Origin of the sequence: Streptomyces luomodiensis (assembly GCF_031679605.1) — a bacterium.
Taxonomy (GTDB): Bacteria; Actinomycetota; Actinomycetes; order Streptomycetales; family Streptomycetaceae; genus Streptomyces; species Streptomyces luomodiensis.
In genome coordinates this window covers 5,394,072-5,417,872 of record NZ_CP117522.1, presented here as the reverse complement: position 1 = coordinate 5,417,872, position 23,801 = coordinate 5,394,072, and the positions used below count along the sequence as shown (strand labels likewise).

Sequence of the window (23,801 nt, the reverse complement as noted above, 5' to 3'; positions counted from 1 at the left end):
TTCATGAAGAGCCCTTTGCTGTCGCTGCCCGGCGCCGTCCCCGGCGAGGGCCCCGACGAAGGCGTCGCCGCCCACTACGGCGACCTGTTCCGCGAGCAGCGCGCGCTCGCCGACGGCACCGGCTTCGTGGACCTCTCGCACCGCGGAGTGGTCACGGTCAGCGGTGCCGACCGGCTCAGCTGGCTGCATCTGCTGCTCACCCAGCACGTCAGCGAACTGCCGCCGGGACAGGCCACCGAAGCGCTGATCCTCTCCGCCCACGGCCACATCGAACACGCGCTCTATCTCGTCGACGACGGCGAGACCACCTGGGCCCATGTGGAACCCGGCAGCCAGGGCGATCTGATCGCCTACCTGGAGAGCATGAAGTTCTTCTACCGGGTCGACATCGCGGACCGCACCGACGACTACGCGATCGTCCACCTCCCGGCGGGCAGCATCGCCGACGCCCCCGAGGACGCCGTCGTCCGCGAAACCCCGCACGGCCGGGACCTCTTCCTGCCGCGTGCGCGGCTCACCGCCTTCGCCGAGGCGAGCGGCCCGCCGATCGGCGTGCTCGCGTACGAGGCGCTGCGCGTCGAGGCCCACCGGCCGCGGGTCGGCCTGGAGACCGACCACCGCACCATCCCGCACGAGCTGGGGTGGATCGGCTCCGCGGTCCATCTGCAGAAGGGCTGCTACCGCGGCCAGGAGACGGTCGCCCGGGTGCAGAACCTGGGGAAGCCACCGCGCCGGCTGGTCTTCCTCCACCTCGACGGCAGCGAGGTGAAGCTGCCGTCCCACGGCGCGCCCATACGTCTGGCCTCGGAGGGCGAGGAGGGCCGCCAGCTGGGGTTCGTCACCTCCTCGGCCCGCCACCACGAGCTGGGGCCGATCGCGCTCGCGCTGGTCAAGCGCAATGTGCCGGTGGACGCGGAGCTGATCGCGGACTCCACGGCCGCCGCACAGGAGACGGTCGTGGAGCCGTAGGAACCTTCCGCTCTCCGTCGAGGCGGGCGCCCGCCGGATCTCGATCAGCATGTGGACCTCGACGAACGCCTGGACCCCGGCGAGCGCCTAGACCTCGATGAGCACCGTGAACGGGCCGTCGTTCGTGAGCGAGACCTTCATGTCCGCTCCGAACCGGCCCGTTTCCACCTGCGCGCCCAGCTTCCGCAGCTGGGCCACCACCTCGTCGACGAGCGGTTCGGCGACCGCGCCGGGCGCCGCCGCGTTCCAGGTGGGCCGGCGCCCCTTACGGGCGTCGCCGTAGAGCGTGAACTGGCTGATGACCAGCAGCGGAGCGGCCAGGTCCGAGCAGGACTTCTCGCCCTGGAGGATCCTTACCGACCACAGCTTGCGGGCGAGCTGGGCCGCCTTCTCCGGAGTGTCGTCGTGCGTCACCCCGACCAGCACGCACAGCCCCTGGCCGACGATCTCGCCGACCGTCTCGCCGTCCACGACGACGCTCGCCCCGTCCACTCTCTGTACCACAGCACGCATACCGACCATCATGCCGTGCGTCCATCCGGGGCCGATCGGGTGGAGAGCCGCTGCACGGGGAGCATCACTGGTGGCACGATGCGTGCAGGCGGTGCAAGCGGGCAGGAACTGCGGGAACGACGCATCGCAGGAGGGGACGGACACCAATGATCACACCGGGCACCGGGCAGCCCTTGGCCACCGAGAGTCTGCTGCCGGCACGGCCGCCGAGCCAGCGCGGCGGGCGGCAGGCCGATTCCGCCGCCGTCACGGCGCCGGCCGTGACCCCCGCGTCCGCGGCGACGAGCGGTCTGCACGCCCTGCGCCTGCCGGAGCTGCGGGCGCTGCGCCGCGTGGCACAGCGCGAGGAGGCGGATCTGAGCTATCTGCGCAGACTGCTCCAGGGCCGGATCGACATCCTCCGCGCCGAGCTGGGCCACCGCCGTGACCCGGCGCCCGCGGCGGCCGCGGAACGGCCGCCCGCCGCGCTGGTGGACCGGCTGCCGGAGATCCTCGCGGACCTCCCCTCGCGGCACCGTTCCTCGGCCCGCCACGTCACGCTCGGGACACCGCACAGCGCGGAGTACGAGCGGCTGGCCGAGGAGATGCTGGCCGAGGTCGGGCTCTCCGACCTGCGGGCCCGTACGGACGAGGAGCTGCACGGCGCGATGGCCCGTCTCGTCGGCCATGAGCGGCAGGTGTCGCGGCGGCGGCAGGAGCTCCAGCGGGCGGCGGACGACTGCAGCGCGGAGATCGCACGCCGATACCGCGAGGGAGAGGCGCAGGTGGACGACCTGCTCGCCTAGCCATCCGCTGGGTGCGGTGTGATGAAACGACTTCATCCACAGGCTGTGGAAATCTGTATGCGACCGATGGCGGCGGACGCCTAGCGTGTGCGCATGGCCGTCGAACTCCGCACCTCACTCGCCGACTCCGATCTGACCAACTGGACCCGCGCGCTCAACGCGGGCTTCCTGCGTCCGCCCGAGGCGTCGAAGGAGGAGGTGGAGCTGCGGCGCGACCAGATGGACCTGAGCCGTACGCAGGGGGTCTTCGACGGGGATCGCTGCGTCGCCACGTTCCGCAGCTTCGCCCAGCGGCTGACGGCGGTCGGCGGGGCGGATGTCCCCGCCGACGCGATCAGCAATGTCACGGTGTCGCCCACGCACCGCCGCCGGGGGCTGCTCGGCCGGATGATGGAGCATGATCTGCGCGCCGCCAAGGAGCGGGGGGACGCGGTGGCCACCCTGATCGCGGCCGAGTACCCGATCTACGGGCGGTACGGCTTCGGCCCCGCCACCTGGGTCACCGAATGGCAGGTGGACGTGGTCCGCGCCGGTCTCGACCCGCGCCACTGCGCCCCGGTGGACGGCGGCCGGGTCGACTTCGCCGACGCCGACGAGGTGCGGGAGCTCGGCCCCGCGCTGCATGAGCGGCTGCGCGCCCGGCAGCACGGCGTCATCGACCGCCCGGACCTCTGGTGGCAGATCAACACCGGTCAGCGGCAGTTCCCCCACCAGCCGTGGACCGAGCCGTTCTACGTCCTCTACCGCTCCCCCGACGACTCGGTGGACGGACTGCTCGCCTACACCGCCGACGACCACTGGGAGGGCAACAAGCGGCCGCACAACACCGCCACCGTGCTCGGGCTGACGGGAGTCACCCCGGCCGCCGAGCGGGCGCTGTGGCACTTCCTGCTCTCGGTCGACTGGGTGACCCGGGTCAACACCGGCCGGCGCGCCCCGGACGATCTGCTTCCGCTGCTGCTCGGCGATCCCCGCGCGGCCCAGGTCACCACGCACGCCGACTGGCTGTGGCTGCGCCCGCTGGATGTGCCCCGGCTGCTGAAGACCCGTACGTACCCGGTCGAGGGCTCGCTGGTGCTCGAGCTGCGCGACGAGGCCGGGCTGGCCGGTGGCCGCTATTTCCTGGAGACGGGCCCCAGCGGTGCCGCCTGTGCCACCACGGGCCGCACGGCCGATCTGACCATGGACATAGGCGAGTTGGGCACCCTGTGGCTGGGCGACGAGTCGGCGGTCCGGCTCACCGCGCTGGGCCGGATCACCGAGGAGCGCCCGGGTGCCGCGGCGCTGGCGGACCGGCTGCTGCGGACCCCACGCCGCCCCTGGTGCCCCGATGTCTTCTGAGGCCCAGGGCGCCCGGCGATCAGCAGGAGGACTTGAGCAGCCGCCGCGCGCCCGTACCCTGCTCGCCGAGCTTGTCGTACGGGTTCGCCAGCGCGCAGGTGTCGATCGACAGACAGCCGCAGCCGATGCAGTCGGTGAGGCGGTCGCGGAGGTTCTCCAGCTGTTCGATGCGCTCGGTGAGGTCCGAGCGCCAGCACTCCGAGATCTGGGCCCAGTCCTCCTTGGTCAGGACGTGGTCCTCGGGGAAGAGGGCGAGCACCTCCCGGATTCTCGCCAGCGGGATGCCGACCCGCTGCGAGGAGCGGACGAAGGCGACCCGGCGGAGCGTATCGCGGGTGTAGCGGCGCTGATTGCCGGAGGTGCGGCGGCTGTGGATCAGCCCTTCGCGCTCATAGAAGCGCAGCGCGGAGGCGGGGACCCCGCTGCGCTGCGAGAGCTCGCCGACCGTGAGCTCATGGGTTTTCCAGGTCAGTTGCGTCATACCGCCGACAGTAGCTTGACTTCAACCTTTGTTTAACTCCGAGGCTCTTCCCATGGCTACTGAAACCGCCGTATCCACGGCCGATTCCCCTGCCGGCGCCGACTCCCCCATCCAGCTCGCCGTCATCGTCGGCAGCACCCGCGACGGCCGCTTCGGACCGAAGGTCGCGGGCTGGTTCGCCGACCGTGCGAGGCTCCGCTCCGATATGATCGTCGACATCGTCGACCTGGCCGAGACCCCGCTGCCCACGTCCCTCACCCACCGGCCCGGCCCCGACGAGCTCACGGCCCTGGAGGCCGTGAGCCCCCGGCTGGCCAGGGCAGACGCGTTCGCCGTGGTCACCCCGGAGTACAACCACAGCTACCCCGCCTCCCTGAAGAACGCGATCGACTGGCACTTCACCGAGTGGCAGGCCAAACCGGTCGGCTTCGTCTCCTACGGCGGCATCTCCGGGGGGCTGCGCGCGGTCGAGCATCTGCGGCCGGTCTTCGCCGAGGTCCACGCCGTGACCGTGCGGGACACGGTCAGCTTCCACAACGCGGGCGGGCTCTTCGACCCGGACGGCCGGCTGAAGGACCCCGAGGGCCCGGACACCGCCGCCAAGGTGATGCTCGACCAGCTCGCCTGGTGGGCACGGGCCCTGCGCACCGCCCGCGCCACCCACCCGTACGGCGCCTGACGACACCTGTCGGCACCGGCGGCGCCGCCCCCGTCACGGCGCCGCCGGGCCGCGGCCAGGCAGCCCAGTCGGCCCAGTCGGCCCAGGCCGCGTGGGACACCTGACCGGCGGCGTCACCGTCAGCCCGTCACCGGCTCCAGCAGCGCCATGTCGTCCTCGTCCAGGGCGATCCGCGCCGCCGCCATGTTCTCCTCGAGATGCGCGAGGGAACTGGTGCCGGGGATCTGGATGATCGCGGGCGAGCGGGCGAGCCCCCAGGCGAGGGCGATCTGATGCGCCGTCGCGCCGTGCCGCTCCGCGACCTTCCGCAGGTTCTCGTCCGCCAGGGCGGTGTGGCCGCCGCCCAGCGCGAAGAACGGCAGGTACGCGATCCCGGCCGCGGCGCACTCGTCCACCAGCGCCGCGTCCGCCTGGTCGAGCACCCCGAACCGGTTCTGCACGGCCGCGACCGGCGCGATCGCACGGGCCTCGGCCAGCTGCTCGGCGCTCACGTTGCTGACCCCGAGCCGCCGCACCAGACCCTCCTCCCGCAGTGCGGCCAGGGCGGCGAACCGTTCCCCGATCGGCACCCCGCCCACCGCCTTGAGCCGCCCGACCCGCAGGTACACCAGGTCCAGCACGTCGACGCCCAGTTGCCGGAGGTTCTCCTCCACCAGCCCCCGTATCTGCTCCGGCCGCGCCTCCGCGTACATCTCCCCCGTCGCGGTGCGCAGCGGCCCGACCTTGGTGGCGATGGTGACGTCCGCGGGGTACGGACGCAGGGCCTCGCGCAGGATGTCGTTGGCCCGCTCGGTGGCGGAGAAGTAGAACGCGGCGGTGTCGATATGACGGGCACCCAGCTCCACGGCCCGCCGGGCGACCGCCACGGCCGTCGCCCGCTCGACGACGGGACCGGCCCAGCGCCCCGGCAGCTGCATCGCACCGAAGCCCAGCCGGTCGGCCGGTGACGAGGACGGAATCAAGGACGGGGGCGAAGTGAAGGATGAGTTCATGGGGCAGCATGCGCATCTTTTCGCCCCGACGACAAGTTCGGATGCGGCCCCGACTACACGTGCCTACTGCACGTTCAGGAAGTCTCCGAGGGCCGTCGCGACCGCGCCGGGGGCTTCCACGGGGAGCAGGTGGCCGACATCGGGGACGGTCGTCAGGGTCGCGTGCGGGATGTGGGGCAGGAGGTGGTCGCGCAGCACGTGCGGCGGCTCCACCACGTCCTTCTCCGCGGCCAGCACCATCACCGGGACCTCGATGTCCCGTGCGGCGCGTGTGATGTCCTGCGCGATTCCGCGCAGGGGCCACTCCCGCCGGGCCTCAGCGCCGGCGGCGAGGCTGTCGCGCACCGCGGTGGCCCGCACCGCCTCGGACAGCGGTGTGGCGGTCAGCACCTGGTCGAGGGCGCCCCGCACCGTCTCGGGCGAGTCGTAGGCGTGTGACAGGCCCTGCCGGTACTCCTCGGTCACCGTGGCGGGCGGCTGCGGTGGCGCGGGCGCGACGAGCACCAGTCCGGCCAGTCCGGCCGGCCGACGGGCCGCGACGAGCTGGCTCGCCTTACCGCCCATGGAGTGGCCGACGAGGACGAACGGCCCCGACACGCACGTCTCGACCACACGGACGAGATCATCGGCGAGCTGGTCGAGGTGGTAGGGGCCGGGCAGCGCCTGCGAGGTGCCCCAGCCGCGCTGGTCGAAACGGACCGTCGCCCGGCCGGGCGGCAGGTGGCCGAGCACACCGTTCCAGGTGTCGGCGGAGCCGCCCCAGTAATGGACGAACACCAGCGTCGGTCCGGTGTGGCCTGCTACGCGCACGTCGAGGGACCCGCCCGCCACCGGGACCGTCATTGTCGTTTCCGTCATCATCGCGCCTTTCCCATCGGCTGCGGAAGGCGGCTCCCGCCGTCCTGCCGCAGCTGTGAACCGGTAATCTGACCTGCTGATCAGGCTCGCTTCCGACGGTAGGCGAGGGAGTGTCCACGCCGTGGCGGAAAGGAACACACTCCTTGTGGAAAACGGACACATCGACGGACACGGCGCGGTTCGGCAACTGCGCTATCTGCCCGCCGTCGGATCGGCGTACGGGGTGGAGGTCCTGGACTTCGCCGCGCTGCGTGCGATGGACGTCCACCGCCGTCGCGTACAGCCGCAGCGTCCCGACTTCCATGTGTTCGCCCTGGTCGGCTCCGGAACCGGCGCCCATGAAGCGGACTTCCACGGCTACCGGCTGGCGGAAGGCAGCGCGGTGTGGATCCGGCCGGGCATGGTGCACCGCTGGAGCGACATCGACGCCTGCGACGGCCCGCTGATCCTCTTCCGGCCCGGCTTCCTTCCCGGCTTCACCTCGGCAGAGGCCACCACACCGGCCTGCTGGCAGCTGGACCAGCAGCGCCTGTCCCTCGCCCTGCTCGCGGCCGAACACCTCGGCCGCGAGCACAGCGCGGCGGCGCGAACCCCACGCCTGGCATCTCCCGCACTGCTCGCCCACCTGCTGGCGGCACTGATCCTGCGCGCCCTCCCCGACACACCGGCCCCGACCGGCGCGGCAGAATCCGGCAGCCGGCACACCGATGTGTTCCGCGCCTATCGGGCCACCGTCGAAGAGCACTTCACCGACTGGCACCACGTGGCCGACTACGCGCAGGCACTCGGCTATGACGTGCGCACACTCACCCGGGCGACGCGTGCCGCCACCGGCACGGGCGCCAAGGCATTCCTCGACCAGCGCATCCTGCTGGAAGCCAAGAGACTGCTCGCCCACACCGACCTGCCGGTCAGCGGCTGCGCCCGGCGCCTCGGCTTCCGGGACGTCGGCAACTTCACCACGTTCTTCCGACGCCAGGCCACCATGCCCCCCGCTGCCTGGCGCGCCGCGTACAGCACAGCCGGCCCAGGCGGCAGGTGACGCTCCAGGCAATGGGCTTGGCCGCCGGTCCACGTCGTTGATCGAGATCCGGCGGCGAGAGAGCACGAGGACACCCCACCGGACCAACGCCGACCGGACCGTGCGATGACGCACGCCACTATTGCAAGCAAATGCTTGCAATAGTTAGCGCTCGTGCGGCAGCATCGAGGCATGGCATCTCTCAACGTCGGCAACCTCGGCGAGTTCCTGCGCGAGCAGCGGCGCACCGCACAGCTCTCGCTGCGGCAGCTGGCCGACGCGGCCGGGGTGTCCAATCCGTACCTCAGCCAGATCGAGCGCGGGCTGCGCAAGCCCAGCGCCGAGATCCTCCAGCAGCTGGCCAAGGCGCTGCGGATATCCGCCGAGACCCTGTACGTACAGGCGGGGATCCTCGATGAGCGGGACCGCGCGGAGACCGAGGTGCGCAGCGTGATACTCGCCGACCCCTCGATCAACGAGCGGCAGAAGCAGGTACTGCTCCAGATCTACGAGTCCTTCCGCAAGGAGAACGGGCTCCAGACCGCCTCGGACGACGCCCCCGACGCCGGCGTCGACGTCGCCACACCCTCGAACTGATCCGGGAGGACCATCCACCATGGCCATCACCGACGACGTACGCAAGACCCTCACCGACCCGACCCCGCTCTACTTCATGGCGGGTACGGCCGATCTGGCCGCACAGAAGCTCAAGGAGGTGCCGTCGCTCGTCGAGAAGATCGTCGCCGAGGCCCCGGAGCGTTTGAACGCGGTGCGCAACACCGACCCCAAGGCCGTGCAGGAGCGGGTCTCCCAGCAGGCCAAGGAGGCTCAGGACAAGGTCACCGAGATGCTCGGCACGCTCGACACCGACCTCAAGCGGCTGCGCGACACGGCGCAGGACCTCGCCCTACAGGGGGTGGGCCGGGCCGCCGAGCTCGCCGTGAAGGCGCGGGAGCGGTACGACGAGGTGGCCGAGCACGGCCAGCAGGTCGTGCGGACCTGGCGCGGCGAGGCGGCCGACGAGGTCGTCGACATCGCCGGCGCGATCGAGCCCGATGAGCGGCCCGCGGAGCGGCCCGAGGAGCGGAAGGACGGCAACGCGGCGGCCCAGGCGAAGGCCCCGGCGCAGTCGGTCTCCGTGGACCCGTCCAAGGAGGCGCCGAAGTCCGCCCCGGCCAAGCCGGCCGCGTCGAGCGGCGCCAACTCCGCCGGCGCCCAGCCGGCCCCGGCCGCCCCGGCCTCCCCCGCCGCTGCGGCCGCCCAGGCCAAGAAGGCCCCGGCCCGCGGCGGCAAGCCCGCCCCCGCCGCCAAGAAGTCGGAGCCGAAGTCGGCGGGCTGACGGGTTCCCGTCCACGGCCGGGCCGGGTACGCCCTGCGTGCCCGGCCCGGACAGCGGGTACGGTGGCCGCAAAGACGCTTCCCATACATATCTTCTAGGCGGTGGACGGCGTGCTGGTGGAAGGCTTCGGCAAGTTGATGTACTGGGTCTCCTGGGGCCTGCTTCTCTTCAGCCTGTTCGCCTTCGTCGACTCGGCGATCCGCCGCGAGGACGCCTACCGGGCGGCGGACAAGCAGACCAAGGCGTTCTGGCTGATCATCCTCGGCCTCGCCGCCGCGGTGAACTTCTTCATGGGCATCCTGGACTTCCTGCCGATCATCGGCCTCATCGCGACCATCGTGTACGTCGTCGACGTCCGGCCCGCGCTGCGGCAGGTCTCCGGTGGCGGCCGCCGCTGGCCGCGCGGCCGCGGCTCCAGCTCCGACGGTCCCTACGGGCCCTTCAACGGCCGCTGAACGGCCACGGACGGCCACTAGCCGCCAAACGGCCACTGAACGGTCAACCGGGCACTGAACGGGCGCCGAGGCGCTGAACGGACCCGAGGCACTGAACGGGCTCCGATGCGCTGAACGGCGTTAAACGGACGACCGCCCGTGGTCACGGACGGCACCGAAACGGACCGCGGCCGGTCAGCCGCGGTCCAGCAGCAGCACCGCCAGGTCGTCGGTCAGCTCCCCGCCGTTCAGCGACCGCACCTCGGTGACGGTCGCGTCCAGCAGTTCCTCGCCGCGCCGCCCCTCCGCGAGCTGGCGCGCCACGATCTCGACCATCCCCTCCTGGCCGAGCCGCTGCACACCCGGTCCGACGCGGCCCTCGATCAGCCCGTCGGTGTACATCATCAGGCTCCACGCCCCGCCGAGCTCGACCTCATGGCGCGGCCAGCGGGCGTTCGGCAGCAGGCCGAGCGCCGGGCCGTTCTCCTCGGTGGGCAGCAGCCGGGGCGCCATGCTCGGGCGGATCGCCAGCGGTGAGGGGTGCCCGGCCAGGCACACCCCGGCCCGGCGGCCGTCCGGCGCGATGTCGACGGTGCACAGCGTGGCGAAGATCTCGTCGTCGGCGCGTTCGTTCTCCAGCACCTGCTGAAGGGTGCCGAGCAGCTGATCTCCGCACAGCCCGGCGAAGGTCAGGGCGCGCCAGGCGATCCGCAGCTCCACGCCGAGGGCGGCCTCGTCCGGGCCGTGGCCGCAGACGTCGCCGATCATCGCGTGGACCGTGCCGTCCGGGGTGCGGACGGTGTCGTAGAAGTCGCCGCCGAGCAGGGCCCGGCTGCGGCCGGGCCGGTAGCGGGCGGCGAAACGCAGCCCCGAGCCGCCCAGCAGCGGGGTGGGCAGCAGTCCGCGCTCCAGCCGGGCGTTCTCCTGGGCGCGCAGTCGTGACTCGGTGAGCTGGCGCTGGGCGAGGTCGGAGCGTTTGCGCTCGACGGCGTAGCGGATGGCGCGGCTGAGGCTCCGGCCGTCCAGCTCGTCACGGAAGAGAAAGTCCTGGGCGCCCACCCGCACCGCCTCGGCGGCGCGCTCGGCGTCGTCCTCCGCGGTGAGGACGAGGACGGCTTGCGAGGGCGCGAGCCTCAGCACCGCGCGCAGGGTGGCCAGCGAGTCCGCGCCATCGTCGGCCGGGCCCGGCAGGGCCAGGAGGATGCACTGCACCCCGTCGGTGAGCAGCCGGCCGGCCTCGGTGAGGTTGCGGGCCGTACGGATGCGGAGCCGGTTACCCTCGGTGTCCAGCATCTCGGGAACGTTGAAGGCACCGGAGGGATCGTCCTCGATCACCAGCAGGGTGAGCCCGTTGTCGGGCAGGGTGGCGGGACCGGCGTGCGGGGCCGGTGCCTCCCGTAGCCTCGGCACGGGTACGGACATCGCTCGATTCCTTCCCTCCCCCCGAGGGCACGCCCCGCCGACGGGTGGAGCGCACTGGGATTCCGGCACGCACACCGACTGGTCGGTTTCAGCGGCTTCAGGGCGTGAGCGCCGGAGATTGCCAGCCGACCTTAGCGCTAGGCGGCCGTTTCGCGGAATGACCTCCGGCAACGACTTTTGTCATATGCCGCACGTCATGCGCCTTTTGGCGGCCCGGGAGACAATCCCGGGATGACGAACATCACGCTGGCGCTGGGCGACATCACCGAGCAGACGGTCGACGCCGTGGTGAACGCGGCCAACTCCTCCCTCCTGGGAGGGGGTGGCGTCGACGGAGCCATCCACCGGCGGGGCGGACCCGACATTCTGGATGAATGTCGCGATCTACGGGCGTCTCGCTACGGCAAGGGCCTCCCGGCCGGCCAGGCGGTCGCCACCACGGCCGGCCGACTGCCCGCCCGCTGGGTGATCCATACGGTCGGCCCGGTGTTCGCCGACTCCGAGGACCGCTCGGCCACGCTCGCCTCCTGCTACCGCGAGTCGCTCCGGGTCGCGGACGAACTGGGCGCCCGTACGGTCGCCTTCCCGGCCGTCTCCACCGGCGTCTACCGCTGGCCCCTCGACGACGCGGCCCGGATCGCCCTCACCACCGTCCGCGAGACGGACACCTCCGTCGATGAGGCCCGCTTCGTCCTCTTCGACCAGCGCGCGTACGACGCCTTCGAGACGGCCCTGAACGAGCTGCCACCGCGCTGACCGACCCGACCAGTGCCAGACCGACCGCCCGAACCGACCCGAACCGGATCGACCGGTCCGGGCCGGGCCTAACCGGGCCTGACCGCGCCTGACCGGGCCGAGCAGACTGGGCCTGACCGAGCCGAGCAGGCCAGCCGGGCCTGACCGCGCCAAGCGGACCGACCACACCGAGAGGGCCTGACCGGGCCAGGGCCAGGCCGGACCAGTCCGACCGCACCGAGCGGACCCACCGGGCCTGGCCGACCGGACCGAGAGGCCTGACCTACCGCGGCGAGTGGGCCGTGCCGAGCAGGCCGTGCCGACCGGACCGACCAGGCCGGACCAAGCAAGCCCAAAGCTCCCTCCTGTGGACCCGCCCGGCCTGCCGTGGCCGCGTTATCTCGCGTCCGGCCGGACCACGCCCAGGATCGGCATCGAGCCCGCGCCCGCGACCGTGACCTGGCGGCCGGGGCGGGGAGCGTGGATCATCGCGCCGCCGCCCACGTACATCCCCACGTGACTGGCGTCCCCGAAGTAGATGATCAGATCGCCCGGACGCATGTCCTTCACGCTCACTTTCGGCAGCAGCCTCCACTGCTCCTGCGAGGTCCGCGGGATCGTCCGGCCGGCCGTCGCCCACGCCCGCTGGGTGAGCCCCGAGCAGTCGTAGGTGTCCGGTCCCACCGCGCCCCACACGTAGTCCTTGCCGAGCTGGGCCCTCGCGAAGTCGACCGCGCGCCGGCCCGTCGTGGTGGCGCCGCGGCCGAGCTCCCGCAGTATCCCGGTGTCCAGCCATTTCGCCTGCGCGTCGCGGGCCTTGTCCTCCTCCAGCCGGCGCAGCCGCTCCCGCTCGTCCTTCGCCAGCCGGGACTCCAGCCGCTGCGCGCCGGCGAGCTTGCGCAGGATCTCCTTCTTCGCCGCCGCCTTCTTCGCCCGGCTCCGGTCCAGCCGCTCCCACTCCTGGGAGGCGGAGTCGGCGTAGCGGTCGAGCGCCGTCCGGGTGCGCTCCAGGCGGCCGATCAGGCCGTGGGTCGCCTGTTCACCCTTGCGCGCGAGCGTGACACCGTCGAGGAAGTCGCTCGGATCGCCGTTGAGGAACAGCCGCGCCTCCGCGGGCATACCGCCGCCCCGGTACTGTGCCCGCGCCATCGCCCCGGCCCGCTTGCGCAGCCCGGCCATCTCCTTCTGGGCCTTCACCACGGCCCGTGCGATCTTCAGGATGGTCTTCTCCTGACGGGTCTGTTTCTCCCGCGCCAGGTTGTACGCGTCGGTGGCCGACTCCGCCTTGCGGTACAGGTCGTCGACCTCCTTACGGACGTCCTCCAGGCTCCGCCCCCCGCCCGCGGCGCCACCGGTCGCGGCACCCCCGCCCGCGGTGTCCCCAGCCGCGGTGCCCCCGGCCCCGCCGCCCGGCGCCGGCGTCGGCCCCGGATCACCGGGCGCGGCGTACGCCGCCTCCGGCCCGGCCGACAGTCCCAGCGCGCAGACGAGCGCGGTGGCCGCGGCGACGCTCACACCCCTCCCTCTCCCGTCCCGCCTCACCCGCGGTCTCCTCTCGTTCCGCCCAGGCCGTACGCGCTCCTGCCCCATTCGCGCACCAGACCTGACGTACCGGCACGTAGGGACGGATAGTGACATGCCGTACCGCAATCCGACAGAGACACGCGGCGGTTACCCCAGCAGCCACCCCGATCCGGTTCACCGGACGGGTGTCGCACAGGTGTCGGACGGGCTTCACGCGGCCTCCGTAAGGGCGTCATCCGCGCCGCGACCTGGCCGTGACCCGGCCGTGACATGGCCACCACACTGACGGCCGAGGTTCACCGCTCGTTAACTCACCCCCTCAGGCCGCTTCACCTGATCTGCCTACTTTCGGCCCTACTGAGCGTGAGTCGAGTACGGCTCCGGCGCACGCGCAAAAGCACCACACACAAGTGCGCACCACCCATTTCCCGCGCCGTCCCCCACCGGCGGCTCCTGGAAGGAACACCTGAAAGTGAAGCTTCAGCGCAAGAACCGGCTTCGCGCCATCGCCGCCGGTGCCCTCGTTGTCTCCGGCGTCCTCGTCCTCTCGGCGTGTGGCTCCGACGACAACAGCTCGGGCGGCGGTGGCGGCTCCAAGGCCGCCGCCAACATCAAGTGCGACGGCAAGGGGCAGCTGCTGGCCTCGGGCTCGTCCGCGCAGAAGAACGCCATGGATCTGTGGATCAAGAACTACGGCGGCGCCTGCTCGGACACCAAGCTCAACTACAAGGCCACCGGCTCGGGCGCGGGCATCCAGGAGTTCCTCCAGGGCAAGACCGCCTTCGCGGGCTCCGACTCGGCACTGAAGCCCGAAGAGATCAAGTCGTCCGAGAAGGTCTGCAAGGGCGGCAAGGCCATTGACCTGCCGATGGTCGGCGGCCCGATCGCGGTCGGCTTCAACGTGCCGGGCGTGGACAAGCTGACCCTCGACGCGGACACCCTCGCCAAGATCTTCAACTCCGACATCAAGGAGTGGAACGACCCGGCGATCAAGAAGCTGAACCCGGACGCGAAGCTTCCGAGCCTCAAGATCCAGGCGTTCCACCGCTCCGACGAGTCGGGCACCACGGACAACTTCACCAAGTACCTCAAGGCCGCCGCGCCGAAGTCGTGGCCGCACGAGCCGGGCAAGGCGTGGGAGGGCAAGGGCGGCCAGTCGGCCGACGGCTCCTCCGGTGTCTCCTCGCAGGTCAAGCAGGTCTCGGGCGCGATCTCGTACTTCGAGCTGTCCTACGCGACCGCGAACAGCATCAAGACCGTCGACCTCGACACCGGCGCCTCCACCCCGGTCCAGGCCACCGTCGAGAACGCCTCCAAGGCCATCTCCGAGGCCAAGATCGCGGGCAGCGGCAGCGACCTGGCCCTGGAGCTGGCGTACGACACCAAGGCCGCCAACGCCTACCCGATCACCCTGGTCACCTACGAGATCGCCTGCGACAAGGGCAACAAGGCCAGCACCCTCGCCGCGACCAAGTCCTTCCTGACCTACATCGCCGGCGAGGACGGCCAGACCTCCCTCAAGGAGCTGGGCTACGCCCCGCTGCCGGCCGAGATCGCCACGAAGGTCCGCGAGAGCATCAAGACCCTCTCCTGACCCGAGTCCTGACTCCGCCGTGGCGATCGCCACGGCGGAGTCAGCCGTCGTCCGGTGCACCGCCGCGCAAGGAGCCTCCTCCGCATCAGGCTCCGCAGACCGGAGAACCCATGAAAACGGACATAGAACCCACATCCTCAACCACCGGGTCGCCAACCAAGGTCAAGACCCGCTCCACCGGCCGCGCCGGCGACAAGATCTTCCTCGGCCTCTCCCGGGGTTCCGGAATCGCCCTGCTGGTGATCATGGCGGCCATCGCCGCCTTCCTCGCCTACCGGGCCGCCATCGCGATCTCCAAGGACGAGGCCAACTTCCTCACCTCCTTCGAGTGGGAGACCCCCGACGCGCCGTCGATACGGTTCGGCATCGCCGTCTTCGCCTACGGCACGGTGGTCAGCTCGATCATCGCCATGGTGATCGCGGTCCCGATCGCGGTCGGCATCGCGCTGTTCATCTCCCACTACGCCCCGCGCCGGCTGGCCACCCCCGTCGCGTACGTCATCGACCTGCTCGCCGCGGTGCCCAGCATCATCTACGGCCTGTGGGGCGCGCTCTTCCTCGTCCCGCATCTGACCGGCCTCTACACCTGGTTCGACGACTACCTGGGCTGGACCGGGATCCTCAGCTACCAGGGCGGCGCCGCACGCTCCCTGTTCACCGTCGGCATCCTGCTGGCGATCATGATCCTGCCGATCGTCACCAGCGTGAGCCGCGAGGTGTTCCGGCAGGTGCCGAAGATGCACGAGGAGGCCGCGCTGGCGCTCGGCGCGACCCGCTGGGAGGTCATCCGGATGGCGGTCCTGCCCTTCGGCCGCTCCGGCATCATCAGCGCCTCGATGCTGGGTCTGGGCCGCGCGCTGGGCGAGACCATGGCGGTCGCCACCGTGCTGTCCCCCAACCTCCTGATCGAGACCAGCCTGCTGGACCCGGGCGGCGGCACCTTCGCGCAGAACATCGCCAGCCGCTTCAAGGAAGCCGGTGACAACGGCCGTGACGCGCTGATCGCCTCCGGCCTGGTGCTGTTCGTCCTCACCCTGCTGGTGAACGGCGCCGCGCGAATGATCATCGCCCGCCGCAAGGAGTACTCGGGGACCGCCGCATGAGTAACGCCGTCATCGACAAGAGCGACGCCCCGGGCCGTGCGTTCGGCCCCTCCCCCCTCCGGCAGGCCCGGCTGCCCCGGTGGGCCCCGTACGCCCTGGTGGTGGTCTCGGTGGCCGCGGGTGCGGGCATCGGCACCGCCCTGGGCACGGACAACACGTTCCAGTGGGGCCTGATCGCCGCCCTGGTGTTCATCGTCGCCTCGTTCGGCCTCGGCGCCGTGGTCGAAGGCGGCCGGCAGGCCAGGGACCGGCTGGCCACCAGCCTGGTGTGGGTCTGCTTCCTGCTCGCCGTCGTCCCGCTGCTCTCGCTGATCTGGGAGACCGTCGACCGGGGCCGCACCGTGCTCGACGGCTACTTCCTGAGCCACTCCATGGAGGGCGTGCAGACGATCCTGCCCGGCGGTGGCGCGTACCACGCGATCATCGGCACCCTCGAGCAGGTCCTCCTGGCCGCGGTCATCGCCGTGCCGATCGGGCTGCTGACCGCCGTCTACCTGGTGGAGTACGGCCGCGGCCGGCTCGCGAAGGCCGTCACCTTCTTCGTCGACGTGATGACCGGTATCCCCTCGATCGTCGCCGGTCTGTTCATCTTCAGCTTCTGGATCATCATCCTCGACTTCGACTACTCGGGCTTCGCCGGTGCCATGGCGCTGGCCATCCTGATGATGCCGATCATCGTCCGCTCGACCGAGGAAATGCTCAAGCTCGTCCCGGACGAGCTGCGGGAGGCGTCCCTCGCCCTCGGCGTGCCCAAGTGGCGCACCATCCTCAAGGTGGTGCTGCCCACCGCCATCGGCGGGATCACCACGGGTGTGATGCTCGCGGTCGCCCGTATCGCCGGGGAGTCCGCGCCCATCGTGCTGCTGGTCTTCGGCGCCGCGGGGATCAACAACAACCCGTTCGAAGGCGCCCAGTCGTCGCTGCCCTACTACATCTACGAGCAGTGGCAGCTCGGCAACGAAGCCTCCTACAACCGGGCCTGGGCCGCGGCACTCGTGCTCATCGCCTTCGTCATGATCCTGAACCTGGTGGCCCGCGGCATCGCCCGCTGGAAGGCCCCGAAGACCGGCCGCTGAGGCCAAGAAGAAGAGAAGTGATTCACATGGCCAAGCGCATCGACGTCAGCGGGCTCACCGCCTACTACGGCAGCCACAAAGCCATCGAGGACATCTCGATGACGGTCGAGCCCGGCTCGGTGACCGCCTTCATCGGCCCGTCGGGCTGCGGCAAGTCCACCTTCCTGCGCACCCTCAACCGGATGCACGAGGTCACCCCCGGCGGCCGGGTCGAGGGCAAGGTGATGCTCGACGACGAGAACCTCTACGGCTCGGACGTGGACCCGGTCTCCGTACGCCGCACGGTCGGCATGGTCTTCCAGCGCCCCAACCCGTTCCCGACGATGTCCATCTTCGAGAACGTCGCGGCCGGGCTGAAGCTCAACGGCTCGTACAAGAAGAGCGAGCTCGAGGGCATCGTCGAGAAGTCCCTCAAGGGCGCCAACCTGTGGAACGAGGTCAAGGACCGGCTGAACAAGCCGGGCGCCGGGCTCTCCGGCGGTCAGCAGCAGCGGCTGTGCATCGCCCGCGCCATCGCGGTCGAGCCCGATGTGCTGCTGATGGACGAGCCCTGCTCGGCGCTCGACCCGATCTCGACGCTCGCCATCGAGGACCTGATCGGTGAGCTCAAGGAGCGCTTCACGATCGTCATCGTGACGCACAACATGCAGCAGGCGGCGCGCGTCTCGGACCGTACGGCCTTCTTCAACCTGGCCGGCGTCGGCCAGCCCGGCAAGCTCATCGAGATCGACGAGACCGAGCGGATCTTCTCCAACCCGTCGGTACAGGCGACCGAGGACTACATCTCGGGCCGCTTCGGCTGACCAGGCCCCTCGCCCGGCCGGCGAGGAACCAAAACGTCCTGCGGTGCTGCATGGCGGTGCCACCGCAAGACGAGAAAGGGCCCGCCCCTGGCTCCCGGGGGCGGGCCCACTGCGTTTCCGCTCGTACGTCCGGCCGTACATCCGGCTGCACGCGGGAACGTCTGGCTTTACGCGGAACGTCCGGCTTGCGCGGAACGTCCGGCTTTATAGGGGAACGCCCAACGGTCAGCCGAAGGCCAGGTTGACGATCCAGTAGCAGAGCGCGGCGACCGCGGCCGCCGCGGGCATGGTGATGAACCAGCCGAGGACGATGTTCTTCGCGACGCCCCAGCGCACCGCGCTCACTCGCTTGGTGGCCCCCACACCCATGATCGCCGACGTTATGACATGCGTGGTCGAGATCGGCGCCTGGAACATGAACGACGCCGTGTACATGACGCCGGCCGCCGTGGTCTCCGCCGCGAATCCCTGCGGCGGGTCCAGCTCGATGATCCGCCGTCCCAGCGTGCGCATGATGCGCCAGCCGCCCGCGTAGGTGCCGAGCGACAGCATCGCGGCGCAGGCGATCTTCACCCACACCGGAATCGCGTCGCCTTCGTCCTGGACGCCCCCGATGACCAGGGCCATCACCACGACACCCATGGTCTTCTGGGCATCCTGGAGACCGTGGCCGAGCGCCATGCCCGCCGCCGAGACGGTCTGCGCTATCCGGAAGCCGCGCTTGGCCTTGTGCGGGTTCGCGTTACGGAACAGCCAGAGGATGATCACCATCACGAAGTAGCCCAGCACCAGGCCGACGACGGGCGAGAGCACCATCGGGATAACGATCTTCTCCAGCACCCCGTCCCAGTGGACCGTGCTCGCTCCCGCGAGTGCCGCGCCGACCAGCCCGCCGAACAGGGCGTGCGAGGAGGAGGACGGCAGACCGAAGTACCAGGTCACCATGTTCCAGGTGATCGCACCGACCAACCCGGAGAACAAGATCATCATGCCTTGGTCGCCCGTGGGGGTCGCGATCAGCCCCTCACTGACGGTTTTGGCGACGCCGCTGCCCAGGAAGGCACCCGCGAGGTTCATCACGGCGGCCATCGCCAGCGCCGCCCTGGGGGTCAGCGCCCGGGTGGAGACCGAGGTCGCGATGGCGTTGGCCGAGTCGTGGAAGCCGTTGGTATAGGTGAAGAAGAGCGCGACCGCGATGGTCACGACAAGCGCGAGGGTGTCCATGCCGGGGCTCAGGACTCCTTGACGGCGATGGTCTCGACCGTGTTGGCCACATGCTCGAAGGCGTCGGCCGCTTCCTCCAGCACATCGACGATCTGCTTGAGCTTGAGCACCTCGATGGCGTCGTACTTACCGTTGAAGAGGTGGGCCAGGAGCTTGCGGTGGATCTGGTCCGCCTGGTTCTCCAGCCGGTTGACCTCGATCCAGTACTCCGTGAGGTTGGTCATGGTGCGCAGATTCGGCATCGCCTCGGCGGTCAGCTCGGCCGCTCGCGCCAGCACCTCGATCTGCTGCTCGACGCCCTTGGGCAGCTCCTCGATCTGGTAGAGGACGACCAGGTCGACGGCCTCCTCCATGAAGTCCATGATGTCGTCGAGGGACGAGGCCAGGGAGTAGATGTCCTCGCGGTCGAACGGGGTGATGAAGGAGGAGTTCAGCTGGTGGAAGATCGCGTGTGTGGCGTCGTCCCCGGCGTGCTCCGCGGCCCTCATCCGCTCGGCGATCTCGGCACGAGCGGAGGAGTCCGCCCCGAGCAGTTCCATCAGGAGCTTGGAGCCGGTCACGATGTTGTCCGCGGACGCGGCGAACATGTCGTAAAAGCTCGTCTCCCTGGGGGTCAGACGAAAGCGCACTGGGGATCCTCGGAATGCAGCGGATGGGGACTCGTCGATGCTAGGCGCATCTTCCGGCCACGGTAACCGGCGTTCCCAGTGTCGCCCATAGGGCAGAGTGCTCAGCACGGGGGCCCGGTTCGACCGGAAAAGCCGGTACCATATACCCGCTGGGGGTATATGGGGACAGAGAACGATCAACGGGAGGACGCCATGACGACCACGGCAGCCGACACCACCGCGCCGATCGAAGGCGGCGAGCGGGGCCAGGCGTCCGGCCAGACGTCCGCCCAGGATTCCGTACCCCACGGCGGCCACGGGTACGCCAAGCAAAAGGATCAGCACCTCAAGCGGCTGCGCCGGATCGAGGGCCAGATCAGAGGATTGCAGCGGATGGTCGAGGAGGACGTCTACTGCATCGACATACTCACCCAGGTCTCGGCGAGCACCAAGGCGCTCCAGTCCTTCGCCCTCCAGCTGCTCGAGGAGCATTTGCGCCACTGCGTCGCCAGCGCGGCCGTGGAGAGCGCCGCCCAGGGCGAGACGGAGGGCACGAGCGAGGTGGACGCCAAAGTGGCCGAGGCCACGGCGGCCATCGCCCGGCTGCTGCGGACCTGAGCACCGGCTGCCACCGCCGCCCCTGACCACCGCGGGGCGTGGACATGACCGGGGTGGAGATCAAGACGGACCGACCGGCGTGGACATGACCGGCACCGACATGACCGGCACCATGACCGCGTCCTCGCCGGACGGGACCCGCGGGGCATCCGTCCGACGAGGCGGCGACGTCGCTACGGGGCGTCCGGACCCTCGGCCTCCGGGGCGCCCCCGACTCCCTCGGCGCCGTGAGCGCCCGTGCCGCTTTGGGCACCTCCGACACCTTTGACACCTGTGATGCCTTCGACGCCGTTGGCGCCCTTTACCCCTTTGGCACCCTTGGCTCCCTCGGCCGATTCCGATCGGTCGGCCTGCACCCGGAGCACCTCGTCGATACGGTCCGTACTGAGCCTGTCCTCGTCCGCGCTCGACGCAGCGATCATCAAATCACCGTAGAGATCGATTTCGACGAGGGCCACGGGGTCCGGGCCCGACGAGCCGCGACGCGCAACCACGTGTTTCACCTCCTCCAGCGAGCACCTGCGAGCACTTTCGAGCAGCGGCTTCCCAGCGTAGGGATCGGTACACACTCCGCGCATGGCACGGATGGGCCATTTCGAAGGGCAAAGCGGGCCCCTCCGACTACTTCTGAGGTGATCCGACCTTCCCTGTGTAGATATCCGTGGGCTTGGGGAGCTCGACCACGGCCGGCGTCCCGAAGTCGTACAGCTCCGTCGTCGAGGCGACCCGCAGCGCACCGCGCCGCCCGGCGGCACCCGAGCCCTCCGACTCCCCCTGTCCGTCACCCCGGCCGCTCACCGTGAACCGGTGCCGCACCTGACGCAGCCGGCCGAGTCCGTCGAGATACGCGTCGAAGGGCACCGCGCGCTCGGCGAATCCCCGCGCCGCGGCCACCAGCGAGCCCCGCGCACCCCCCGAGGCGACCCGCGCCGCCCGGCCGATGTCGGTGGTGCCGCGGTAGTGGCGCACCAGATCCCCGCCGAGTCCCTCCTCGCCGACCAGGCTGGCCTTCCGCACCCCGCGCAGCAGCTCGGCGGCGGTCAGCGGGTCCGTGGCCCCGCCGGTGACCAGATTGCCGTCCGGAACGTCCGTGGTATCCACCCGCACCCATTTGTCGCGGGGAATGCCCGCGCCGCGGTTGCGCATGAAAAGCGCCCCGGAGGCCAGGAGTTCGGTGATCGGCGCGTGCTCGGCGGTCCCCGTCGCGTCCCTCGGCAGCAGCAGCCGCAGCCGGCCCAGCCGCTTCTCGAAGTCGTACGCACCGCTGCCCCGGATGGACACGCGGGTGCCGCCCGTTGCCGTCTCCATGGTCGTACGGACCCGTGAACTGCCCGATCTGACCAGCACATCCGCGGCCCGGTGCAGCACCGAGACCGCGCTCTCCCGCGCGGCGCCGCCGGGGCGTTCATCGGCCACCGTCTGGGAGGAACAGCCGCTGACGGCCGCCGGCGACACGGCCAGCAGTCCGGCCGCCACGACCCCGGCGACCGCCCTCACCCGTCTCCGTACGCCGAGCCCGCGCTGCTGGAACTCCATCGACCGCCGACCCCCTGGCCACGCTCGTCCACGCTTGATACTTGTTGGTTTAACGATCCGTACCGGTGGCCCGTCACGGCCCGATAGCGTGGTCATGTGCTCGACTCAGCCGACATGGGCCCCAGCCAGGACCGCACCACCACCGTGGAACGGGGCGCCTTCGCCATCGCCCGCTGCACCTGCGGCTGGTCCGGCCCGGCCCGTCGCGCCCGCGCCGTCGCCCGCGACGACGCGGCCGCCCACGCGACGGCCCGTCACTCCCCCTCCGGCGCGGGCGATTCACCGGCCCCGCCCGACTAGCGCGGCTTTGTCCGCCGCGACGCGTCAGTCCCGGCTTGTCCGTCCCCCGACAACTATTCGGCCACAAGCGGAACCACACCGCCCGGTGCACCCCTCTGACCCTGAGACCGGGCCGACTTCGCGGTGGCCCGGTCGACGGTTGAGAACAGCGTCGACAGGGAGGGGACACCGCCATGAACCGGCGGACACTGCTGGCAGCGGGCACGGGGCTGGCGGCCACCGCCACCTGGGCCACCGCGTGCGACGACGGCACGGGACAGGCCGGCGGCGACGGACCCTCCGCCGGCTCCTCCTCGACTGAGGTCCGTTCGGCCTCCGCGAGCGGTACGCGCGGCGCCATCGACGGCAAGCCGCGGTCCGCCGACTGGAGCGCGCTCGGCAAGGGCCTACAGGGCGACCTGGTGCGCCCAGGAGACTCCGACTACACCTCCGCCAGCCGGCTCTACAACACCCGCTTCGACCATCTGCGCCCCGCCGCCGTCGCCTATGCGGCGAACACCTCGGACATCACCGCCTGTCTGGACTTCGCCCGGCGCCACGGCTCCCCCGTCGCCATACGCAACGGCGGGCACTCCTATGCCGGTTGGTCGAGCGGCGACGGCCGCCTGGTCATCGACGTCTCCGCGCTCTCGTCGATCCGCACGACCTCCGGCGAGGCACGGATCGGCGCCGGCGCCAAGCTCATCGACGTCTACACACAGCTCGGCGCCCACGGGGTCACCGTCCCCGGTGGCTCCTGCCCGAGCGTCGGCATCTCGGGGCTGACCCTCGGCGGCGGCCACGGCGTGGTCTCCCGGGCGTACGGGCTCACCGCCGACAGCCTCACCGGGGCGACCATCGTCACCGCGGACGGCAAGACCCTGGAGGTCTCCAAGGACCGCGAGGCCGATCTGTTCTGGGCGCTGCGCGGCGCGGGCAACGGCAACTTCGGCGTCGTCACCGAACTGCGCTTCCGTACGCACGCGGCGGCCGACGGCGTCACCTGCTACATGTCATGGCCGTGGACCAAGGCCACGAAGGTGCTGAGCGCCTGGCAGGCCTGGGGTCCGGACCAGCCGGACGAGATCTGGTCGGCGCTGCACCTTTCGGCCACCCCCGGACACACCCCCACCGTGTCCGTGAGCTGCTTCTCGCTCGGCACCTACGGCGCGCTGCAAGACGCGGTGGACCGGCTCGCCGACGGACCGGGCGGCCCCGGCCCCGCCTCCCAGGTCTCCCTGCGCCGCCGCGGTTACGTCGACGCCATGCGGATGTACGCGGGCTGCGGCGACACCTCGACGACCGACTGCCACCTGCCCGGCGACAAGCCCGGCCGCAGCACCTCCGGGGTGCTGAACCGCGAGACCTACGCGGCGCGCTCGGACTTCTACGACCGCTCGCTGAGCCAGGCGGGCGTACGGGCCATGCTCGACCAGCTGGACCGCTACGGACGGCGCACCAGCGGCGGGGGCGGGGTCAGCATCGCGCTCACCGCGCTCGGCGGGGCGGTCAACCGGGTCGCGCCCACGGCCACGTCCTTCGTCCACCGCCGCTCGCGGTTCCTCGCGCAGTACACCGCGTCCTGGGCGGCGAGCGGCTCGGGCAGCGCGCCGAACGCCTGGCTGGACGAGGCCCATACGGCGATGCGGCGGTACGCCTCCGGGGCGGCGTACCAGAACTACACGGACGCGTCACTGAAGGACTGGCGCTCGGCGTACTACGGCTCGGCCGCCGACAAGCTCACACGGCTGAAGAAGCGGTACGACCCGGACCGGCTCTTCGACTTCCCGCAGGCGCTGTGAGCACGCGGATGTGCTGAAGGCCCGGCTGCCGCCGGGCCTTCAATCGCAGATCGCCTCCGTAAGGA

26 protein-coding genes are annotated in these 23,801 nt (G+C 70.8%); 16 read left to right on the top strand and 10 right to left on the bottom strand.

All coding sequences use genetic code 11. The features are described 5' to 3' along the window. Window positions 1-3: 3 nt before the first annotated feature. A complete protein-coding gene (gene ygfZ / locus PS467_RS22825; RefSeq protein ID WP_268973509.1) occupies window positions 4-969 on the top strand; it encodes a CAF17-like 4Fe-4S cluster assembly/insertion protein YgfZ in 966 nt (321 codons plus the stop codon). Window positions 970-1,056: 87 nt separating this feature from the next. Here the strand turns inward: ygfZ and dtd are convergent, their stop codons facing one another. After that, complete coding sequence (gene dtd, locus PS467_RS22820; protein WP_311036815.1) at window positions 1,057-1,482, bottom strand: D-aminoacyl-tRNA deacylase; 426 nt, start codon at window positions 1,480-1,482, stop codon at window positions 1,057-1,059. 146 nt (window positions 1,483-1,628) lie between these two features. Between dtd and PS467_RS22815 the strand changes: the two genes are divergently transcribed. Both PS467_RS22815 and PS467_RS22810 read left to right on the top strand, forming a co-directional pair. After that, complete coding sequence (locus PS467_RS22815) at window positions 1,629-2,267, top strand: RsiG family protein (protein WP_311036814.1); 639 nt, start codon at window positions 1,629-1,631, stop codon at window positions 2,265-2,267. Between the two features lie 93 nt (window positions 2,268-2,360). Further along, window positions 2,361-3,608, top strand: a complete 1,248-nt coding sequence (locus PS467_RS22810; RefSeq protein WP_311036813.1) for a GNAT family N-acetyltransferase — start codon at window positions 2,361-2,363, stop codon at window positions 3,606-3,608. Between the two features lie 19 nt (window positions 3,609-3,627). Here the strand turns inward: PS467_RS22810 and soxR are convergent, their stop codons facing one another. Beyond that, entirely contained in the window at window positions 3,628-4,089 is a 462-nt protein-coding gene (gene soxR, locus PS467_RS22805; RefSeq protein WP_268973504.1) for a redox-sensitive transcriptional activator SoxR, read from the bottom strand. 52 nt (window positions 4,090-4,141) lie between these two features. Between soxR and PS467_RS22800 the strand changes: the two genes are divergently transcribed. Beyond that, complete coding sequence (locus PS467_RS22800; RefSeq protein WP_311036812.1) at window positions 4,142-4,768, top strand: NADPH-dependent FMN reductase; 627 nt, start codon at window positions 4,142-4,144, stop codon at window positions 4,766-4,768. A gap of 119 nt (window positions 4,769-4,887) precedes the next feature. Here the strand turns inward: PS467_RS22800 and PS467_RS22795 are convergent, their stop codons facing one another. Next, complete coding sequence (locus PS467_RS22795; protein ID WP_311036811.1) at window positions 4,888-5,760, bottom strand: aldo/keto reductase; 873 nt, start codon at window positions 5,758-5,760, stop codon at window positions 4,888-4,890. Between the two features lie 63 nt (window positions 5,761-5,823). Beyond that, window positions 5,824-6,621, bottom strand: a complete 798-nt coding sequence (locus PS467_RS22790) for an alpha/beta fold hydrolase (protein ID WP_311036810.1) — start codon at window positions 6,619-6,621, stop codon at window positions 5,824-5,826. Window positions 6,622-6,763: 142 nt separating this feature from the next. Here PS467_RS22790 and PS467_RS22785 point away from each other — a divergent pair, with 142 nt between their 5' ends. From PS467_RS22785 to PS467_RS22770, 4 genes are all read left to right on the top strand, one after another. After that, complete coding sequence (locus tag PS467_RS22785; protein WP_311036809.1) at window positions 6,764-7,660, top strand: AraC family transcriptional regulator; 897 nt, start codon at window positions 6,764-6,766, stop codon at window positions 7,658-7,660. A 171-nt stretch (window positions 7,661-7,831) separates the two neighbouring features. Continuing rightward, the gene (locus PS467_RS22780) at window positions 7,832-8,236 is read left to right on the top strand and encodes a helix-turn-helix domain-containing protein (RefSeq protein ID WP_268973499.1); all 405 of its coding nucleotides are present in this window, start codon (window positions 7,832-7,834) and stop codon (window positions 8,234-8,236) included. 19 nt (window positions 8,237-8,255) lie between these two features. After that, window positions 8,256-8,978 (top strand): hypothetical protein, encoded by a 723-nt coding sequence (locus PS467_RS22775; RefSeq protein WP_311036808.1) that lies wholly within the window; start codon window positions 8,256-8,258, stop codon window positions 8,976-8,978. A 110-nt stretch (window positions 8,979-9,088) separates the two neighbouring features. Next, window positions 9,089-9,433 carry a DUF2516 family protein gene (locus PS467_RS22770; protein WP_030837926.1) on the top strand — a complete coding sequence of 115 codons (345 nt, stop codon included), beginning with the start codon at window positions 9,089-9,091 and terminating at the stop codon, window positions 9,431-9,433. Window positions 9,434-9,607: 174 nt separating this feature from the next. On the opposite strand, the gene PS467_RS22765 is transcribed toward PS467_RS22770, so the two are convergent. Then, window positions 9,608-10,834 (bottom strand): PP2C family protein-serine/threonine phosphatase, encoded by a 1,227-nt coding sequence (locus PS467_RS22765; RefSeq protein ID WP_311036807.1) that lies wholly within the window; start codon window positions 10,832-10,834, stop codon window positions 9,608-9,610. Window positions 10,835-11,065: 231 nt separating this feature from the next. Between PS467_RS22765 and PS467_RS22760 the strand changes: the two genes are divergently transcribed. Then, a complete protein-coding gene (locus PS467_RS22760; RefSeq protein ID WP_311036806.1) occupies window positions 11,066-11,590 on the top strand; it encodes an O-acetyl-ADP-ribose deacetylase in 525 nt (174 codons plus the stop codon). Between the two features lie 375 nt (window positions 11,591-11,965). Here PS467_RS22760 and PS467_RS22755 read toward each other — a convergent pair whose 3' ends face one another. Continuing rightward, window positions 11,966-13,111 carry a C40 family peptidase gene (locus PS467_RS22755; RefSeq protein WP_311036805.1) on the bottom strand — a complete coding sequence of 382 codons (1,146 nt, stop codon included), beginning with the start codon at window positions 13,109-13,111 and terminating at the stop codon, window positions 11,966-11,968. 454 nt (window positions 13,112-13,565) lie between these two features. Here PS467_RS22755 and pstS point away from each other — a divergent pair, with 454 nt between their 5' ends. The 4 genes from pstS (at window position 13,566) to pstB (ending at window position 17,669) form a co-directional block, all read left to right on the top strand. Further along, window positions 13,566-14,687, top strand: coding sequence for a phosphate ABC transporter substrate-binding protein PstS (gene pstS, locus PS467_RS22750; protein ID WP_311036804.1), 1,122 nt, complete (start codon window positions 13,566-13,568; stop codon window positions 14,685-14,687). A gap of 110 nt (window positions 14,688-14,797) precedes the next feature. Continuing rightward, window positions 14,798-15,790, top strand: a complete 993-nt coding sequence (gene pstC, locus PS467_RS22745) for a phosphate ABC transporter permease subunit PstC (protein ID WP_268973492.1) — start codon at window positions 14,798-14,800, stop codon at window positions 15,788-15,790. Then, on the top strand, window positions 15,787-16,866 hold the full coding sequence (gene pstA, locus PS467_RS22740) for a phosphate ABC transporter permease PstA (RefSeq protein WP_311036803.1): 1,080 nt from the start codon (window positions 15,787-15,789) through the stop codon (window positions 16,864-16,866). Before pstC ends, pstA begins: the two co-directional genes overlap by 4 nt. 26 nt (window positions 16,867-16,892) lie before the next feature. Then, window positions 16,893-17,669, top strand: coding sequence for a phosphate ABC transporter ATP-binding protein PstB (gene pstB, locus PS467_RS22735; protein ID WP_268973490.1), 777 nt, complete (start codon window positions 16,893-16,895; stop codon window positions 17,667-17,669). Between the two features lie 225 nt (window positions 17,670-17,894). On the opposite strand, the gene PS467_RS22730 is transcribed toward pstB, so the two are convergent. Beyond that, on the bottom strand, window positions 17,895-18,893 hold the full coding sequence (locus PS467_RS22730; protein WP_311036802.1) for an inorganic phosphate transporter: 999 nt from the start codon (window positions 18,891-18,893) through the stop codon (window positions 17,895-17,897). 8 nt (window positions 18,894-18,901) lie between these two features. Beyond that, window positions 18,902-19,522: a DUF47 domain-containing protein gene (locus PS467_RS22725; protein ID WP_268973488.1), complete on the bottom strand. Its 621-nt coding sequence runs from the start codon at window positions 19,520-19,522 to the stop codon at window positions 18,902-18,904. Window positions 19,523-19,714: 192 nt separating this feature from the next. On the opposite strand from PS467_RS22725, the gene PS467_RS22720 reads away from it, so the two are divergent. Next, entirely contained in the window at window positions 19,715-20,119 is a 405-nt protein-coding gene (locus PS467_RS22720) for a metal-sensitive transcriptional regulator (protein ID WP_311036801.1), read from the top strand. Window positions 20,120-20,292: 173 nt separating this feature from the next. Here the strand turns inward: PS467_RS22720 and PS467_RS22715 are convergent, their stop codons facing one another. Beyond that, window positions 20,293-20,622 carry a hypothetical protein gene (locus PS467_RS22715; protein WP_311040116.1) on the bottom strand — a complete coding sequence of 110 codons (330 nt, stop codon included), beginning with the start codon at window positions 20,620-20,622 and terminating at the stop codon, window positions 20,293-20,295. 118 nt (window positions 20,623-20,740) lie between these two features. Then, a complete protein-coding gene (locus PS467_RS22710) occupies window positions 20,741-21,655 on the bottom strand; it encodes a hypothetical protein (RefSeq protein ID WP_311036800.1) in 915 nt (304 codons plus the stop codon). Between the two features lie 96 nt (window positions 21,656-21,751). On the opposite strand from PS467_RS22710, the gene PS467_RS22705 reads away from it, so the two are divergent. Together PS467_RS22705 and PS467_RS22700 are read left to right on the top strand one after the other, a co-directional pair. Continuing rightward, complete coding sequence (locus PS467_RS22705) at window positions 21,752-21,955, top strand: hypothetical protein (protein ID WP_432280621.1); 204 nt, start codon at window positions 21,752-21,754, stop codon at window positions 21,953-21,955. A 173-nt stretch (window positions 21,956-22,128) separates the two neighbouring features. After that, window positions 22,129-23,736, top strand: a complete 1,608-nt coding sequence (locus PS467_RS22700) for an FAD-binding oxidoreductase (protein WP_311036799.1) — start codon at window positions 22,129-22,131, stop codon at window positions 23,734-23,736. The last annotated feature ends 65 nt before the right edge of the window (window positions 23,737-23,801 follow it).

Coding starts and splice junctions, on each gene's coding strand:
- ygfZ (WP_268973509.1), top strand. CDS start 4: ATGAAGAGCCCTTTGCTGTCGCTGCCCGGCGCCGTCCCCGGCGAGGGC.
- dtd (WP_311036815.1), bottom strand. CDS start 1,482: ATGCGTGCTGTGGTACAGAGAGTGGACGGGGCGAGCGTCGTCGTGGAC.
- PS467_RS22815 (WP_311036814.1), top strand. CDS start 1,629: ATGATCACACCGGGCACCGGGCAGCCCTTGGCCACCGAGAGTCTGCTG.
- PS467_RS22810 (WP_311036813.1), top strand. CDS start 2,361: ATGGCCGTCGAACTCCGCACCTCACTCGCCGACTCCGATCTGACCAAC.
- soxR (WP_268973504.1), bottom strand. CDS start 4,089: ATGACGCAACTGACCTGGAAAACCCATGAGCTCACGGTCGGCGAGCTC.
- PS467_RS22800 (WP_311036812.1), top strand. CDS start 4,142: ATGGCTACTGAAACCGCCGTATCCACGGCCGATTCCCCTGCCGGCGCC.
- PS467_RS22795 (WP_311036811.1), bottom strand. CDS start 5,760: ATGAACTCATCCTTCACTTCGCCCCCGTCCTTGATTCCGTCCTCGTCA.
- PS467_RS22790 (WP_311036810.1), bottom strand. CDS start 6,621: ATGATGACGGAAACGACAATGACGGTCCCGGTGGCGGGCGGGTCCCTC.
- PS467_RS22780 (WP_268973499.1), top strand. CDS start 7,832: ATGGCATCTCTCAACGTCGGCAACCTCGGCGAGTTCCTGCGCGAGCAG.
- PS467_RS22775 (WP_311036808.1), top strand. CDS start 8,256: ATGGCCATCACCGACGACGTACGCAAGACCCTCACCGACCCGACCCCG.
- PS467_RS22765 (WP_311036807.1), bottom strand. CDS start 10,834: ATGTCCGTACCCGTGCCGAGGCTACGGGAGGCACCGGCCCCGCACGCC.
- PS467_RS22760 (WP_311036806.1), top strand. CDS start 11,066: ATGACGAACATCACGCTGGCGCTGGGCGACATCACCGAGCAGACGGTC.
- pstC (WP_268973492.1), top strand. CDS start 14,798: ATGAAAACGGACATAGAACCCACATCCTCAACCACCGGGTCGCCAACC.
- pstA (WP_311036803.1), top strand. CDS start 15,787: ATGAGTAACGCCGTCATCGACAAGAGCGACGCCCCGGGCCGTGCGTTC.
- pstB (WP_268973490.1), top strand. CDS start 16,893: ATGGCCAAGCGCATCGACGTCAGCGGGCTCACCGCCTACTACGGCAGC.
- PS467_RS22730 (WP_311036802.1), bottom strand. CDS start 18,893: ATGGACACCCTCGCGCTTGTCGTGACCATCGCGGTCGCGCTCTTCTTC.
- PS467_RS22720 (WP_311036801.1), top strand. CDS start 19,715: ATGACGACCACGGCAGCCGACACCACCGCGCCGATCGAAGGCGGCGAG.
- PS467_RS22710 (WP_311036800.1), bottom strand. CDS start 21,655: ATGGAGTTCCAGCAGCGCGGGCTCGGCGTACGGAGACGGGTGAGGGCG.
- PS467_RS22700 (WP_311036799.1), top strand. CDS start 22,129: ATGAACCGGCGGACACTGCTGGCAGCGGGCACGGGGCTGGCGGCCACC.